Annotated in this window: 13 protein-coding genes; 1 reads left to right on the plus strand and 12 read right to left on the minus strand. The window is 56.6% G+C overall.

What is annotated here, in order from left to right:
• Positions 1 to 922, plus strand: a 922-nt coding sequence (locus KUC_RS08335) for a molybdopterin molybdotransferase MoeA (protein ID WP_040479956.1), incomplete at its 5' end; no start/stop codon positions are given.
• 13 nt (positions 923 to 935) lie between these two features.
• Here the strand turns inward: KUC_RS08335 and KUC_RS08340 are convergent.
• The 12 genes from KUC_RS08340 to KUC_RS08395 form a co-directional block, all read right to left on the minus strand.
• Positions 936 to 1,343, minus strand: coding sequence for a hypothetical protein (locus KUC_RS08340; RefSeq protein WP_007112731.1), 408 nt, complete (start codon positions 1,341 to 1,343; stop codon positions 936 to 938).
• Between the two features lies 1 nt (position 1,344).
• A complete protein-coding gene (locus KUC_RS08345; RefSeq protein ID WP_007112732.1) occupies positions 1,345 to 1,905 on the minus strand; it encodes a chemotaxis protein CheW in 561 nt (186 codons plus the stop codon).
• A complete protein-coding gene (locus KUC_RS08350; RefSeq protein WP_007112733.1) occupies positions 1,895 to 3,574 on the minus strand; it encodes a diguanylate cyclase in 1,680 nt (559 codons plus the stop codon). Before KUC_RS08350 ends, KUC_RS08345 begins: the two co-directional genes overlap by 11 nt.
• A gap of 74 nt (positions 3,575 to 3,648) precedes the next feature.
• Positions 3,649 to 4,011 (minus strand): response regulator, encoded by a 363-nt coding sequence (locus KUC_RS08355; protein WP_007112734.1) that lies wholly within the window; start codon positions 4,009 to 4,011, stop codon positions 3,649 to 3,651.
• A 54-nt stretch (positions 4,012 to 4,065) separates the two neighbouring features.
• A complete protein-coding gene (locus KUC_RS08360; protein WP_007112735.1) occupies positions 4,066 to 6,165 on the minus strand; it encodes a hybrid sensor histidine kinase/response regulator in 2,100 nt (699 codons plus the stop codon).
• A 1-nt stretch (position 6,166) separates the two neighbouring features.
• Complete coding sequence (locus KUC_RS08365; RefSeq protein WP_007112736.1) at positions 6,167 to 7,585, minus strand: CheR family methyltransferase; 1,419 nt, start codon at positions 7,583 to 7,585, stop codon at positions 6,167 to 6,169.
• Entirely contained in the window at positions 7,582 to 8,649 is a 1,068-nt protein-coding gene (gene cheB, locus KUC_RS08370) for a chemotaxis-specific protein-glutamate methyltransferase CheB (protein ID WP_007112737.1), read from the minus strand. Before cheB ends, KUC_RS08365 begins: the two co-directional genes overlap by 4 nt.
• A gap of 12 nt (positions 8,650 to 8,661) precedes the next feature.
• Complete coding sequence (locus KUC_RS08375; RefSeq protein WP_007112738.1) at positions 8,662 to 10,686, minus strand: methyl-accepting chemotaxis protein; 2,025 nt, start codon at positions 10,684 to 10,686, stop codon at positions 8,662 to 8,664.
• A 165-nt stretch (positions 10,687 to 10,851) separates the two neighbouring features.
• Positions 10,852 to 12,018 carry a glutathionylspermidine synthase family protein gene (locus KUC_RS08380; protein WP_007112739.1) on the minus strand — a complete coding sequence of 389 codons (1,167 nt, stop codon included), beginning with the start codon at positions 12,016 to 12,018 and terminating at the stop codon, positions 10,852 to 10,854.
• A 19-nt stretch (positions 12,019 to 12,037) separates the two neighbouring features.
• Positions 12,038 to 12,661, minus strand: a complete 624-nt coding sequence (locus KUC_RS08385; protein ID WP_040479960.1) for a DUF1190 domain-containing protein — start codon at positions 12,659 to 12,661, stop codon at positions 12,038 to 12,040.
• A gap of 12 nt (positions 12,662 to 12,673) precedes the next feature.
• Positions 12,674 to 13,087, minus strand: a complete 414-nt coding sequence (locus KUC_RS08390; protein WP_007112741.1) for a DUF350 domain-containing protein — start codon at positions 13,085 to 13,087, stop codon at positions 12,674 to 12,676.
• A gap of 67 nt (positions 13,088 to 13,154) precedes the next feature.
• The gene (locus KUC_RS08395; protein ID WP_007112742.1) at positions 13,155 to 13,877 is read right to left on the minus strand and encodes a DUF2491 family protein; all 723 of its coding nucleotides are present in this window, start codon (positions 13,875 to 13,877) and stop codon (positions 13,155 to 13,157) included.
• Positions 13,878 to 13,906 lie beyond the last annotated feature (29 nt).

Below are 13,906 nucleotides of genomic sequence, written 5' to 3' on the forward strand. Positions count from 1 at the left end.
CGAGATTCCTCCTGGCGCCGACTGTGTCGTCATGCAGGAACGGGTAGAGGTTGACGGTGAGCAAGCGCTGTTACCTGCCGATATTCCAGCGGGGGACAATGTCCGCCGTCAGGGGCGCGATGTGAAGAGCGGCTCTGTGCTGCTCAATGCCGGTGAGCGGCTTGAAGCCGCAGCCCTTGGCCATTTGGCAGGCCAGGGGATTACCCAGGTCAGCGTGCGCCGTCGGCCTCGGGTGGCGCTGCTCTCGACGGGTGACGAGATTATCGATCCAGGCACGCCGCTAAAGCCAGGGCAGCTCTACAACTCCAACCGGCCGATGCTTAGGCGGCTGCTAGAGAACTTTGGCGTTGAGGTGGTGAGTACCGTTAGCGTGCCGGATGACTACGATCGCACCGTTGCACTGTTAATGGCCGCTGCTGCTGAAGCAGACCTGGTGGTGACCACCGGCGGCGTGAGCGTCGGTGAAGAAGATCATGTCAAAGCCGCGCTGGAAGCGATAGGCCAGCTCGATATGTGGAAGCTGGCGATCCGTCCTGGTAAGCCGCTAGCACTGGGCCGCTTGCCTCGCGATGATGGCAGCCAGGCGCGGTTTGTGGGTTTGCCGGGCAATCCGGTCTCGGGGTTTGTCGGTGCTTGGCTGTTTTTACGCCCCTTGCTGGGCGCTATGCTTGGCTGTCCTGCGCTAAAAACATTGCCTACGCTAACCGCCCACGCTGGGTTTGCCACCTCCACCGGCCCCCGGGAACACTATATGCGTGTAACGCTCCAGTTCACGCCCAACGGAGTGAAGGCAACGGCTTTTGATGATCAGAACTCTGGCGTGCTTTCGTCGTGTATCAACGCCGACGCCTTTGCGGTGATTCCGGCCAATAGCGAAGTTGTCGAAGGCGATAAAATCAGTTGTTTATGGTTGGCTGGCTAAGCGCTTGAGAAAGTTAAAGGTTAAGCTTGCGCGCATCCAGTAGCATCACCAACTGCTGCTGGTCGAAGGTGAAGCCGCAGAGGGCGGTTGAAAAACGGCGGGAATGTAGCAGCTTAGGCAGTGGGTAAAGCGTGTTAGCCGGCAGTTGCTGAAGCGTAATATCACCGCTTACACCCAACTGCCAAGTGCTGTTGTCGTCACTGGCTTTTTGAGCGTCGCGCAGAGTGAGCCAGTGGCTAGGCGGGGAATCATGCTCGCCATCGGCGTAGAGCAGCGAGTGAGCATTGGCGGTGCGCAGTGCCGTAGGGTGATCAGCCATGGCGAGCACATGGCGTGCTTCCAGGGCTACGCGGTAAGGCCCGACGTGAAACAGTACCAGGGCAACCTGGGCTTGTTCATACGGGGCGCGATGTTGGGGCACCTTACCCCAGCCCCTGTTGGTAGGCGTCGAACAGTGCTTCTGGGTCAAGCAGGGCAATCGCTTGGCGTTCATCTATCTGCCACAGTGCGCTGACATAAGGGCGCAATGTGCTGGGAAGCGTTTCAGGGGGAGCTTGCAGCAGGTTCTGGGCGACCTCGCACACATCGTCAAGCTGCTCAATACGTACGCCGCTCGTAATTCCCGCTGCACGAACTAATAAAATCATACCCTTGGAAGCGCCTTCCGGTGAAGGTAAGCCTAGGAGATGGTGCAGGCTAATGACAGACTCGATTTTACCGCGTAGGTGAAGCACACCTTCGGTAGAGGTGGGGAGCCCGGGGACGTAATAGACGGGCTGGTCGCTGGGTAGAATCTCACTCACCGCGCTGCCGGGTAGTGCAAAACGTTGACCATTGAGTCGGAAGAGCACTAGTTGCTGGGTGGGCTCATCGACATCGACGACTGTCGCCGTATCGCCGTGGGTTGCTAATGCCTCTTCCAAGGTCTGAGTGGCGAACGGCAGGTCATTCGCTTGGTTGCCTCGGGGATATTCAGCGCTCATCGGCTAACTCCGTCGATATCACTACTTGATTGCGCCCTTGGTTTTTGGCTCGGTAGAGCGCTTGGTCGGCGCTTAAACGCAGCGACTCGGTTGAGGGCTGGGCAGGGAAGTTGCTGATACCTACGCTGAAGGTGCAGCGAAAGCGAACGTCACCGGCGTGAAAGTCAACCAGCGCAAAATCTTCGCGCAAGCTGTTGATTAACGTGGCAGCTTTCTCGGCATTAATGCCTTTCAACAGCACGACAAATTCTTCACCGCCATAGCGGCCAATAATGTCGGAAAGCCGCAGGCGGCTTTTGAGCAACCTTGCCAAGGTAACGATCACTTGATCGCCCGCCAAGTGGCCGTGGGTGTCGTTAACTTCTTTAAAGTGATCGATATCGATCATCGCCATGGCGTGCTGGCTATTATCACGATGGGCCTGAGCGAGGGTTTTATTGATCAACTCGGTGGTGGTGCTGTGGTTATACAGCCCGGTCATGCTGTCCCGGGTCATTAATGAGCGCAGCAGGCGCAGACGTTCGGCGCGCAGACGCACGGCGGAGACGAGTTCTTCGGGCTGCACGGGTTTAGTAAGAAAGGCTTCAACCCCGGCGGACATGGCGGAAATCTGTTTCTGGCTGTCGGTTTCACTGGAGAGATAGATAATCGGTAGTCCCAGGTATTCCGGCTGCTGACGAATAATCGTCGCCAGCTCTTCCCCCGAACACACCGGCATATATACATCCACCAGCAATAAGTCGGGGCTAAAGCGCTCCATAGCGTTAAGTGCATCGGCGGGGTGGTGCACTTGACGAACGATCATCCCGGCCTCTTCAAGTAGCAGGGCGTGGTAGGCAGCCACCTCGGGCTCATCATCCACCACGAGCACCTTCAATGGCTCCTCCTCCGCCGGAGTGGTGAGTTCGTCCACTGCCAGCATAAGGTCGAGCGGTTTTACCGGCTTGGTGAAGTAACCACTGCAGCCTGCACGCACGGCGCTTAGGCGCGAGTGAAAATCGCTATGGGCCGATAAGACGATGGCGGATAGCGCTTGACCGGTTAGCTTGTTCAAGCTGGTCAGGGTTTCGGTCCCGGCGGTTTGGCCCTGGGGGAACTGCACATCCATGATCACCGCGTCAGGGCGACGAGTGAGCACGGCATTAAAGAATGTTTCAGTATTGATAAACTGAACGACTTCATGACCGAAGCAGCGCAAGTGATGGATCAACTGATCGACCTGCTCGGGCTCATCGTCACACAGGTAAATTAACCGCTGGCGCTTATTGCGCAGCGGCTCCACTTGGCTGGTAAGCTCGAAGCTGTTGACGGCCGCCAGCGCTTGCTGTTGGCCGTGATGGGAGCGTAGGTGCTGTTGTTCGCGACCCAGTTGACGTAGCAGTTGGCTGATATACGTGTTGATATCGGCACGGGCGGGGAAGGTAGTGAGCGCCTCCTCCGCTTGATCCGCCAGCAGGGCAAGCCGCTCAAAGCCCAGCGATCTCCCTGTGCCTTTCAAGCTATGAAAAAAGCGGTGCAGCTCTGGCGCCAGCCGCGTCCGTTCTTCACTCGACGTGCAGCTCTGCTGCCACAGCTCGGCGGTTTGCGCTAAGCGGGTTGGCAACTGCTCAATAAAACGCTCACGCAGCTGATTTAGCTTATCGTGCAACGAAGGGGCGGGCTTAGACATCAAACTACCTACGTAAGTGATCGAAAGCGGCGATCCATTCCATCATTAATCTATTCCATCGCATCGAGCATTGCTTAGCCGCTGAGTGCCAGTGCCTTTTTCACGGCGGTTTCCAGGTTGTCCGCCAGTTCGGCATCTTTACGCAAACAGGCATCCAGGCCCGGTGTCTGCCGTAGCGTTGCATCCGGGGTGTCGCCGGTGAGTAGAATGAACGGCAGGTGATTATCTTGTTCGCGCAACATCTCTAACAGCGCTAATCCGCTGACAAGAGGCATATGCATATCGCTTACGATCAGTTTGATATTGCCATGTGCGTCTAACTGATCGACGGCCTCCATGGCGTCAAAGGCCAGCAAGGTACTATGGCCCTGAGACTCAAGCAGTGCCGCCGTCATTTCTCCGGCAAGCGGATCGTCGTCTACGACCAGGATATGCATTCCATGACCTCATGGTTGGTGTGGCATTAATGGTGGTGTCAGTAACGCTCATCGTTAGCCCAGCAGGGCCTGGAGCGTCTCTACTAAATTGTTTTGGTCAAAACTGCCTTTGACAATATAGGCGTCGGCACCGACTTCAATGCCGCGTCGTCGATCAGTCTCTTTTTCCCGCGAGGTGATAATAATGATCGGCCGGTAACGATAGGCCTCATTTTCGCGCAGTCGGGTAGTCAGCGCAAAGCCATCCATCACCGGCATTTCAACGTCGGTCAGTACCGCATCAAATGGCTCCGCCAGTGCCTTGGCTAAGCCATCGCGACCATTTTCGGCCAGGGTGACGTGATAGCCCCACGCTTCGAGTACGTCTTTTTCTATTTCACGGGTATTCAGTGAGTCGTCGACGACCAAAATGCGCTTCGCGAGCGTGGGAGAAGTGTGCTCATGGCTTGGACGCTGGGCAGTGTGCCGGGTGGCTTCCAGTAAAGCGGGCACATGCAGCAGGCTAACCAGCGCATTGCGGCCCATGGAAACCATACCCGAGACCAAGGGTAGGTAACGTAGGTGTACGGGTAGCGGCTTGATGACCCTATCGCGTTCATCAATCAGTGAATCAATAATTAAAGCCAGCTTTTGGTGCCGCTGGTGGACGACCAGCAGTAGGGTGTTATCAGTGGCGGACGTCGTGGCGGGTAGCCCGAGCAATTCGGCAAGCGATACCACCGGCACAAATTCGTTGCGTAAAATCAGCGTGCGCTGTCCGGCGGCATCAATGAAGGAGTGTGATGAGCACTCTACAAGTTCTGAAACATAAGGCGCGGTTACGCCTAAATTGACGCCGCCGACGCTGACCAGCAGTACCCGCATCATCGCCAGCGAAAGCGGCAGGCGCAGGGTAAAATGCGTGCCGCTGCCGCGTTCGCTGGCTAGCTGCAGGTCACCGTTCAACTCGTCTACCACGGTGCGCTTGACCACATCCATGCCCACACCGCGGCCAGAAAAGTCGGTAATCATGCTTTTGGTCGAGAAGCCAGGCAGGAAAATAAGCTCCAGAGTCTCTTGTTCGCTCAAGGCGTTAAGCTGCTCTTCGTTGATCAATTGCTTGGCGAGCGCTTTCTGGCGCACTACATCAAGGTCTATGCCTGCGCCGTCATCATGCATCTCAACCACGACCCAGTCAGCGTCCTGCCAGGCTTCAATTATCAGCTGTCCGCGGGGAGATTTACCCGCTGCCTGACGCTCGGCAGGTGGCTCTAAGCCGTGATCCAGGGCGTTACGCAGCAGGTGAATAAGCGGATCAGACAGGCGATCAATCATCTGGCGATCAAGTTCGATTTCGCTGCCACGTACACGGCAATCGACCTGCTTTCCGAGTGACTGGGCCAGTTCACGGGACATATGCGCGAGCGGGTCAAACACAACGCTTAGCGGTAGCATGCGCATTTGCAGTGCTCGGTCATGCAGGTCGCTCATCAGCGAGTCGTGGCTTAAAACGCTATCTTTCAGCTCGCGGTGAAAGGCGTGAAAGGGCGTCTGTTGCTCAGCAGGGAGCGCGGTGCTTAGTGCTCGGGCTTGATCAACCAGTGTGTGTAAGTGGTGGTGGCCGGACAGCACTTCACCCATCAAACGGATAACATCGTCCAGCCGATCCAGGCGAACTCGTACGGTATCGCTAAGACGTAACTCGCTGTCGGTCGCCTGCGCCGCTGAGGGCGCGGGTGCCGAGGATACCGGAGTAGAAATGCTGGGCTGGGGTGAGGGCTGACCGTGGGCAGCATTTTCAAGGGCGCTACACAGTGCCTCATCAACCGCGGGTAAGTCGTCACCCGTCGTTCCTTCGGCGAGCCGACTGACCAGGTCCGCCAACCCGTCCACCGCTTGGCTGAGTAGGCTGGTAACCGCTGGCGTTGCACCTAGAGTGCCATCGCGCAGGGCGCTGAGCAGTTCTTCAGTGCTATGTGCCAGCGCGGTAATTGGCACCAGCTTGAGCATCCGCGACGAGCCTTTCAGTGTATGTGCTGCGCGGAACAGCTCGTTGACCTGTTCGCGATCAGCGTGGCCCTGCTCCAGTGCACTGATTCCTTCGCGCAGGCGGGGAAGATGGTCGGCGGCCTCTTCAACGAAGCGCTGTATAAAGCGGCGAATATCCAACGCCATATTAACCCGCTCCTTGGGTGGTACTGGTTGATGCCAGTGTGAGATTGACCGCTGCTAGATAACGTTCGGCAAGAAAGCGTGCATCGCCTGGCGGTAGCGGCGGGGCGATTGTGTCTAGGCCGCCATTAGAGGTAGGCGCAGCGGTCAGCAAACGTACCACCGCGGCATAGCGTTGCTCGCGCTGTAATGGCTCGTCGGGCAGTTCGTTCTGGCGATAAAGCTCCGCTAAATAGAAGTGTGCTGGCCAACATTCCGGCGCCACGTAAATGGCCCGCTTGAAATAGTCGTAGGCCTGATGGGGCTGCTGCTGCCAACGGGCGACTAACCCGGCCAGCACCAGCGCATCGATCGACCACGGCTGTTGCTTAAGCAACGCCTCCAGTAGCGTAGCGGCGTCGTCAAAGGCATTTTGATTCAGCAACTGATGGGCGGTTTGCAGCGGGTGGCTAATGGTGTCCGTTTGTGCCTTTTCCGTTGCTTGTTCACGTGGCGCAGCGGGCGGTGTAGCGCCGCTAATGGCTGGCTCTAGCTCTTTGCCCGCGCTATCGTCAATACCGCCATCTGACTTGTCGCCCATGGGTAGAGGGAGAGGATGGGAAACTGTTGGCACGGCAGTGGGCGGCTCTGCACGGCGAAAGTAAAAGACGCCTTCAGCTTCGACCAGTTCAAATACGCCGAGATCGTTACCCATGGTCTCGCTGACGCCGCAGAGTAAAATGCCATTCGGCGCCAGCAACTGGCCAAGCTGTTGATGAATACGGCGCCGTGTCTGCTGATCAAAGTAGATCGATACATTGCGAAATAGAATTACATCAAAAGGGTCGCCAGGGCTGCTTTCTGCGGCATTTAATAGGTTGAACGGGCAAAAAGTTACCCACTGGCGCAATGATTCGTGAAGCTTAAAGCGCCCCTTGTAGGGACTGAAGTAGCGCGCTTTGAAGTCAGCAGAGAGCGCGCGAAACGCCATGCCGCCATAAACCGCTTGGCGCGCCTTGGCGAGCACTTGATGATCCAGGTCGCCACCCGTGAGGTTAAAGAGCGCTTTGGCCCGCTCGCCAAAGCGCTCAAATAGCATCATCGCTACGCTATAGGGTTCTTCGCCGGAGGAGCAGCCAGCGCTGAAGATAGATAGCGGCGGCTCCTCTGTTGCTAAACGCTCAGGCAAATAGCTGTTGACCAGCCAGCGCAAGGCATCCGGCTCGCGATAAAAATAGGTTTCGTTAACCGTTAATTGGCTGACAAACTGATCAAATAGTGCAGTGTCGCTGGTTAACTGTGTGAGGAGTTGAGTGGTATCGGTGAGCCCCGTTGATGCTTGTAAGCTGGCCACCGCCCGAAATAGCCGGGCTTCGGCTAAGCCTTCCAGGTGTAAGCCGCAGCGCTGATGAACCAGCGCTTTAAAGGGGGCAAAGGCGCTCATGCCAAGGGCTCCGGCCGGCTATCCAAGTAGCCGCGCACATCGCGCAGCAGCCGGTCCGGAAGGCTATCAAGGGGTAATTCATACTGTATGACCCCGGCTTTAACGGCTTCCTGGTTCATGCCGTAAATCACTGAACTGGCTTCATCTTGCGCGAAAGTGGTACCGCCTGCCTGATAGATAGCCCGCATACCATTCACACCATCGCGGCCCATGCCAGTCAAAATGATGCCAACCGCATCACGGCCATAGACTTGCGCAACGCTCTGCAGCAGCACATCGCAACTGGGGTGGTATAGAAATGTCTCAGGGCTGGATTGAAGCTGAAAACGGTGGCGGGGGGTCACACATAAGTTACGCTCGGAAGGTGACAAATAGATATGCCCAGAACGTAGCGACTCACCCTCTTGGCCAACACTGACCGGCATGGCACACAGCGATGCCAGCCATTGTGCCATGCCATCGATAAACCCATGGCTGATGTGCTGGGCGATGACGATGGGCGCTGGGAACCCGGCGGGTAACCTGCGTAGTACCCGCACGAGTGCTTGCGGGCCACCGGTTGAGCAGGCAATGGCGATCACGTGTTGAAAATCCCGCGGCACTCCTCGTGGGGTGGCTGGTAAGGAAGGCAGGGCGATGATCGACGCTGGCGTTTTGACGCGCCGCCGCAGGCGAGTGATCACTGCGACACCGGCTAGCAGGCGTACACGCTCCAAAAGGCGGTCGGCGTCGGCCCCTTCCAATGTGGGTTTGGGCATGACTTCCAGTGCGCCGACTTCAAGGGCTTGATAGGCCGTTTGCGCATCGGAGCGGTCGCTAACCACCAGGATGGGCACGCCTTTGTTATACATGATCTCTTCGATGGCGCTTAGGCCATCCATCACCGGCATGTTGAGATCCATAGTGATCAGCTGCGGCGCAAGGCGTTTGGCCAGTTCCACCGCTTCGCGGCCGTTAGTGGCTTCACCCACGATCTCAATATCACCGTCTCGGCTGAGGATATCGCGTAGCACGTCGCGGGCTACTTGGCTGTCGTCGGCAATGACTACCCGAATTGCACTCATTCGGTATCCTTATCAGCGGTTTTTATTTGTTAGGGTGAACTCCTGCACCAGCGCGTTAAGCTCAGCTGACATATGGATCATATCCTGGCTGATATCGGTAATGCTGCGCACCGAGTGTGCGTTGCGAGAACTGGCCGTATCGATATCGCGTAGCGCCATTACCACCTGGCTGCTGGCGGTTTTTTGCTGCTGTGTAGACAGCGATATCTGCTGGGCCGCGCTGCTGGTTTGGCTCGCCGCCTTAAGCAGCGCCTCCAGATCCTGGGCAGTGCTTATGCTTGCTTCAACGCCCTGCTCGATTGAGGAAGCACCTTTTTCCGAAGCCACCACTAAGCGATTAATCGCCGTCTGAATATCATCGGTATGCGCTTCAATTTCTTGGGTAGAGTCGGTCACGCTGTCAGCCAAACGGCGTATCTCGCTGGCGACGACCGAAAAGCGTCGGCCCGACTCCCCCGCGCTTGAGGCTTCCAGTGCGGCATTAAAGGCAATCAATTTGGTCTGGGCAGCCAGGGTGTTGATCAGCTCCATCACCTTGTTAATCTGCTTGGATTTTGCCCCCAGCGTCATGATCTCGGTCAGACTCTGCTCGCTGTCGCTGCGGATATCCTGCATTTTTGACTGTAGCAGCTGCATGGCAGAACTGCCTTTTCGGCTGCGCTCCAGGGTCTGGTTGGCAACGTCGACCACCGACTGGGAGTGGTCGGCGATTTGGGTCGATGACGTAGAGAGTTCTTCCATGGTGGAGGTGATTTCAGCCACCGAAGAGGCCATCTCCTCGACCGCTGCGGCCATGGTTTGGCTCGCTTCATGGTCAATATCGCTGCCGTGCACACCGGAAAGCCCGGCTGTTTGTGCCAGCCGTTCGGCAACTTGGGTTAGCGCTTGAGCGTTCTTGGCTACCGCCGCAATAGCGCGGGAGAGGCGCTCAAGAAGCTCGTTGGTTTGATCGGCTAAATCGCCAAGCTCGGCTTTGTCGTCGGTGCTGACTCGCCGCGAAAGATCCAGGCTGAAGGTGATGTCTTTTAGCTGGCGCTGGAAATCAATCAGAGGGCGGATGAGGCTGCCGGCCAGCGGATAGAGCACCAGCAACCCGACGAGCAGAATGAGCAGGCCGATACCGCTGGACTCCAGGAAGCGCTCACGGGTAGACGCCAGGTACGCCTCTTTATCGACTTCGACCATCAGGTAGCGCTGAAGCTCGGGTAGCCAGCGCGTGCTAATCAACAGAGTCTGGCCGTCGCGCTCAATCTCTTGTACCTGAAGCTGTTCGTCACGCAACAGGCGCTGCGATGTCTGCTCGGGTAAGGGCTCTGCCGTTGTCTCGCCAATAGAGGCTGATTCACCACTACGAACAAGCAGCTCTCCTTCGGTGCTGAGAAGCGAGGCGTGACCGGTGTCACCTAAGCGAAAGTCATCAATCAAGCTGGCTATTTGGGAGAGATCCAGTCCTGCGCCAGCCACGACCAGCGGTCGACCATTGGCGGCATTGACCACGCTACGGTAATTGACGTAAACAAAGGCATCATCGGGAGAAAAGGTGTCGCTATCTAAATTCAGCTCGTAAGCGTTACCGCTGTCAGTAAAATTGTAGTACCAGTCGTCTTCGCTGCCGGGCGGTTGGATGGTTCGCTGAAGAAATTCACCGTTGCGCAGTTGGAAATAGTAACCCCGTCCCTGATATTGGGCGGCAATAAACAGTAGCTCAGTGTCTAATTGCGCCATAAGGCGAGCTAGATAGCTGGAGATATCGTTTTGTCGCTCTTCGGGCAGACCGTCGCGAACCCACTGCTCAATAAAGTAGCTATTGGCCAGGCTTTCAGAAATAGCGAGATCCTGGCTGAGGTTAAGGTTTATATGCGCGGCCAGCCCTTCGACCTGTGTCGGTAGCTCTTGATTAAGCAGGTTATCCAGCCGTGCTTGGCTGTGGGAGCGCGCTTGAAGATAGAGCGCCAGCAGCATTGCCAGTGCTAATACCGTCCCAAAAGAGAGAAATAGCCGAAGCCGTAAAGGTAGGGATTTCCAGCGCGCCATCATGTTCGCCGTTGCTCCAAAGTAAACGTGGCCCTAATGATACTGCTCAATAGCGCTTAGGGTGAGGGGTAGAGTGATAATTACCACTCTACTTAGGGTGGTGGCAACGATTTCAGCTTTTTTTATGAGGGCTGTCCAGCTTGGATAAGCGTGTTTTGGTACTTGCGTTTACACGATCGCGTGGGGGACAAAGCAGGAGGAGTCTTTGGTAATGCGGCCGACGTCTTCGCGAATGCCCATGCCGCAAGCGCGGTCACCCACCACCCAACTGCCAATTAAGGCGTGATTGTTACCAAAGCGGGGCATCGGGTGGTAGGCCTGCCGAATCCATGGGCTGTCGGTGTAGGGGCCGTCCACAGCCTCGCGCTGTCCGGCGGGGGTAATGAGTTCTATGTTACTGCCCTCCCGGGAGAAGAACGGCTTACGTACCCAGCCCGCAGGCAGTGGTGGGCTACTGGCATTTTCGAAAAACGCCGGTAGTAGATTGGGGTGGCCCTCAAAGTGCTCCCATAGCAGCGGCAGAATACCCTTGTTAGACAGAATCGCTTTCCAGGGCGGCTCGAACCAGTGCGTGTTTAACTGCGGGATATATTCACCGAAGGCGTCGTCGGCCATCTCCTCCCAGGGATAGAGTTTGAACAGGGCGTGGATAGGCTGGTTATCCAGGTCAACAAAGTGATCTGCCCCAGGATGCAGGCCAATATCTTCGGTGTAGATAAACGGCGCCTTGAGACCCGCTTGCACCGCCACATCCTGCAGGTAGTGCACGGTGGCGCGCTCTTCGGCGTTATCTTTGATGCAGGAGAAATACAGCGTGCGCGCTTCAATGCGGTCGCCAAGGTGGGCCATGGCGTTGATCAGGTGCTCTTGAATTGAGTTGTACTGATCCGCGTGGCGGGGCAGGATGCCCTGCGCAATGGCTTGTTCAAGCCATACCCACTGAAAAAAGCCCGCTTCGTAAAGCGACGTGGGCGTGTCGTAGTTGAGTTCCAGCAGTTTCGCCGGGCCGTCACCGGAATAGGCAAAGTCCATTCGCCCGTAGAGGTGCGGCTGCCCTGATTTCCACGAGTTATGGATGCTATCCCACATATGCTCGGGCAGTGCCAAACGCTGCATAAGCGCATTGGAGTGGCAGACCTTATCCACCAGTTCCATGCACATCTCATGCACTGCCTCGGTAGGCGCTTCAATATCCCGCTCTACCTGCTCCATCGTGAACTGGTAGTAGGCGTCTTCTTTCCAGTAGGGCTCCCCGTCGATGGTATGAAAATGAAAGCCCAGCTCGTGGGCCAGGGCTTTCCAATTGCTTCTTTCAGGGATATCGATTCGCAGCATGGTGACCTTTGCTGGCGGCTTAGGAGCCCCAGCCACCCCGCGCCGAGGACCGCGAGCCAAAGCCCCGGCGCTGAGAAGCCGCTTGGCGATTCTGCGCCACTGAACTGCGCATCGCATCGTTACGCTGGGTGACGCGCTGGGTGGCCTGGTTCGAGGCGGTGTTCCAGTTGCCCTGATTCTGACGATTGCGGTACACCGGCTCCTGATACACTCGCTCGAAGGAGCGTCCACGGTTGGTGTTGGACATCATGCTACCCACCATATAACCCATCATGGCGGGCATAAACCAACTGCCTCCAGTGCTGCCAGTAGCCGCTTGGGACTGCTCATCCGTCGGCGCGGTACAAGCGCCTTCGCCGTTTTCAGCCTCGCACTCTTCAAGGGTACTAAAGCGCGGCACCTCTTTTAAAGAGGCTTCGTAGGCGTCTTCACAGGCGCTGCGGGTATAGACATTCTCCGCCACGCAATCTTCGACGCTTTGAAAGCTGCGTGGCTGATCGAATTCTATATCGGTGATTTGCTCTTCCTGGGGCGGTTGACCACAGGCAGTAAGACCAAAGGCGCTGGCGCCCATCATCGCTAGAGACAAGCGCCCACTGCGCTTGCGGCGTGGCAGATGGGGGGTGTGATCTTGCTTAGACATGCTGGCTCTCCTTTACCACGTCATCGAAGCGGCGTTGAGTAAGCCGACTGCCACGGCCACGCTGGCCATCAAAATGCCGTAGGCCTGGTGGCCTTCGGTGATGTGCTGAGACAGGCTTTCGCCCTGTTTACGCAGAAACAGCTTAACCGCGAAGAAGGTAGCCAACTGAACGATAAAGGCGACAATGCCCCAGAGTACGAAATCGATAAAGTTGATGGAGTGTGCCATCGCGCTATAAAGCGGAATGGTAAAACCTAAAATAGAGCCGCCGTAGGCAGAAGCCGCGGCCGCATTTCCTTCGCGAATCAGCGTCCACTCGTGGTGCGGGGTAATACGGCTGTAGCAGTACATAAAGGCGGCGAGCAGTACAATCGCAGTGACTAGATAAGCGATAAATGACGGCAGGCCGTAGAGATAATTCACCATGGTGGCAGTTTCCTTTTGTAGCGAGTAAAACGGTTATTAAAAACGGCGCGTAAAAAAGTCTATTAAATTACATTGCGTCGATATCGACGGAGGCCACATCCACCCCTACGTTGTGCACCACCATAAAGCTGCCTTCGCCATCGTTTTCTGCGCTCAGCAGTAAGTACTCCATACGCTCAGTGCCTTCGATGGGGCGCTCATAAAGCATCGCATGGTGGTTCACTTGCCTTGCAGCTACGCTCTCGGTGGTCATCACCTGTTCTTCGAAAACCACTGGTGGCGACCACAGGCTGTCGGCGTTGCCCCACACTCGCTGATAGCTACAGCTGCGTTCCTCGTCAGAGGTCGAGGTAAGCGCGATGGTTTGGGCGCCGATGCTGTCGGGCTGTTTATCGTCACCGTTTATCAAATTATCAAATTCGGCATCCGAGAGATGGGCAACACGGTAAAAGTCGAACAACTTATATTCAAGCACCTGGCCATTCTCAATGTTGGCCTGCAGCCAGGTGTCGTTATCCAGATAGAAGCGCACCAGATGCGCGCCTTGACCTAGATCAACATGCCCCACGGCGGCAATATGATGGTAGTCATCGTCGTTCCAGCGAAACAGCGCATCGGGATGGGCACGCAGGCCGATTAGCTTGATATTGACGCGCCCATCCAGGCGCAGGCCCTCAAGGTCTTCCTGACTGATACCTATAGGCAGGCCCGCGGCCACCGGGCGACCTGTATTCGGCTCGGGCGGCTTTTCCGTGGTCGCGCGAAAAAGTGCCTTGAGGGTGTTAAACATGGCCTGGCTCCCTAATAAAATTAAACGCT

It is taken from the genome of Vreelandella boliviensis LC1, from assembly GCF_000236035.1.
Taxonomy (GTDB): domain Bacteria; phylum Pseudomonadota; class Gammaproteobacteria; order Pseudomonadales; family Halomonadaceae; genus Vreelandella; species Vreelandella boliviensis.

Bases quoted from the DNA above. Each gene is read 5' to 3' on its own strand.
- KUC_RS08375 (WP_007112738.1), bottom strand. From the start codon at position 10,686: ATGATGGCGCGCTGGAAATCCCTACCTTTACGGCTTCGGCTATTTCTC.
- KUC_RS08395 (WP_007112742.1), bottom strand. From the start codon at position 13,877: ATGTTTAACACCCTCAAGGCACTTTTTCGCGCGACCACGGAAAAGCCG.
- KUC_RS08360 (WP_007112735.1), bottom strand. From the start codon at position 6,165: ATGGCGTTGGATATTCGCCGCTTTATACAGCGCTTCGTTGAAGAGGCC.
- KUC_RS08350 (WP_007112733.1), bottom strand. From the start codon at position 3,574: ATGTCTAAGCCCGCCCCTTCGTTGCACGATAAGCTAAATCAGCTGCGT.
- KUC_RS08355 (WP_007112734.1), bottom strand. From the start codon at position 4,011: ATGCATATCCTGGTCGTAGACGACGATCCGCTTGCCGGAGAAATGACG.
- KUC_RS08345 (WP_007112732.1), bottom strand. From the start codon at position 1,905: ATGAGCGCTGAATATCCCCGAGGCAACCAAGCGAATGACCTGCCGTTC.
- KUC_RS08365 (WP_007112736.1), bottom strand. From the start codon at position 7,585: ATGAGCGCCTTTGCCCCCTTTAAAGCGCTGGTTCATCAGCGCTGCGGC.
- KUC_RS08380 (WP_007112739.1), bottom strand. From the start codon at position 12,018: ATGCTGCGAATCGATATCCCTGAAAGAAGCAATTGGAAAGCCCTGGCC.
- cheB (WP_007112737.1), bottom strand. From the start codon at position 8,649: ATGAGTGCAATTCGGGTAGTCATTGCCGACGACAGCCAAGTAGCCCGC.
- KUC_RS08390 (WP_007112741.1), bottom strand. From the start codon at position 13,087: ATGGTGAATTATCTCTACGGCCTGCCGTCATTTATCGCTTATCTAGTC.
- KUC_RS08385 (WP_040479960.1), bottom strand. From the start codon at position 12,661: ATGTCTAAGCAAGATCACACCCCCCATCTGCCACGCCGCAAGCGCAGT.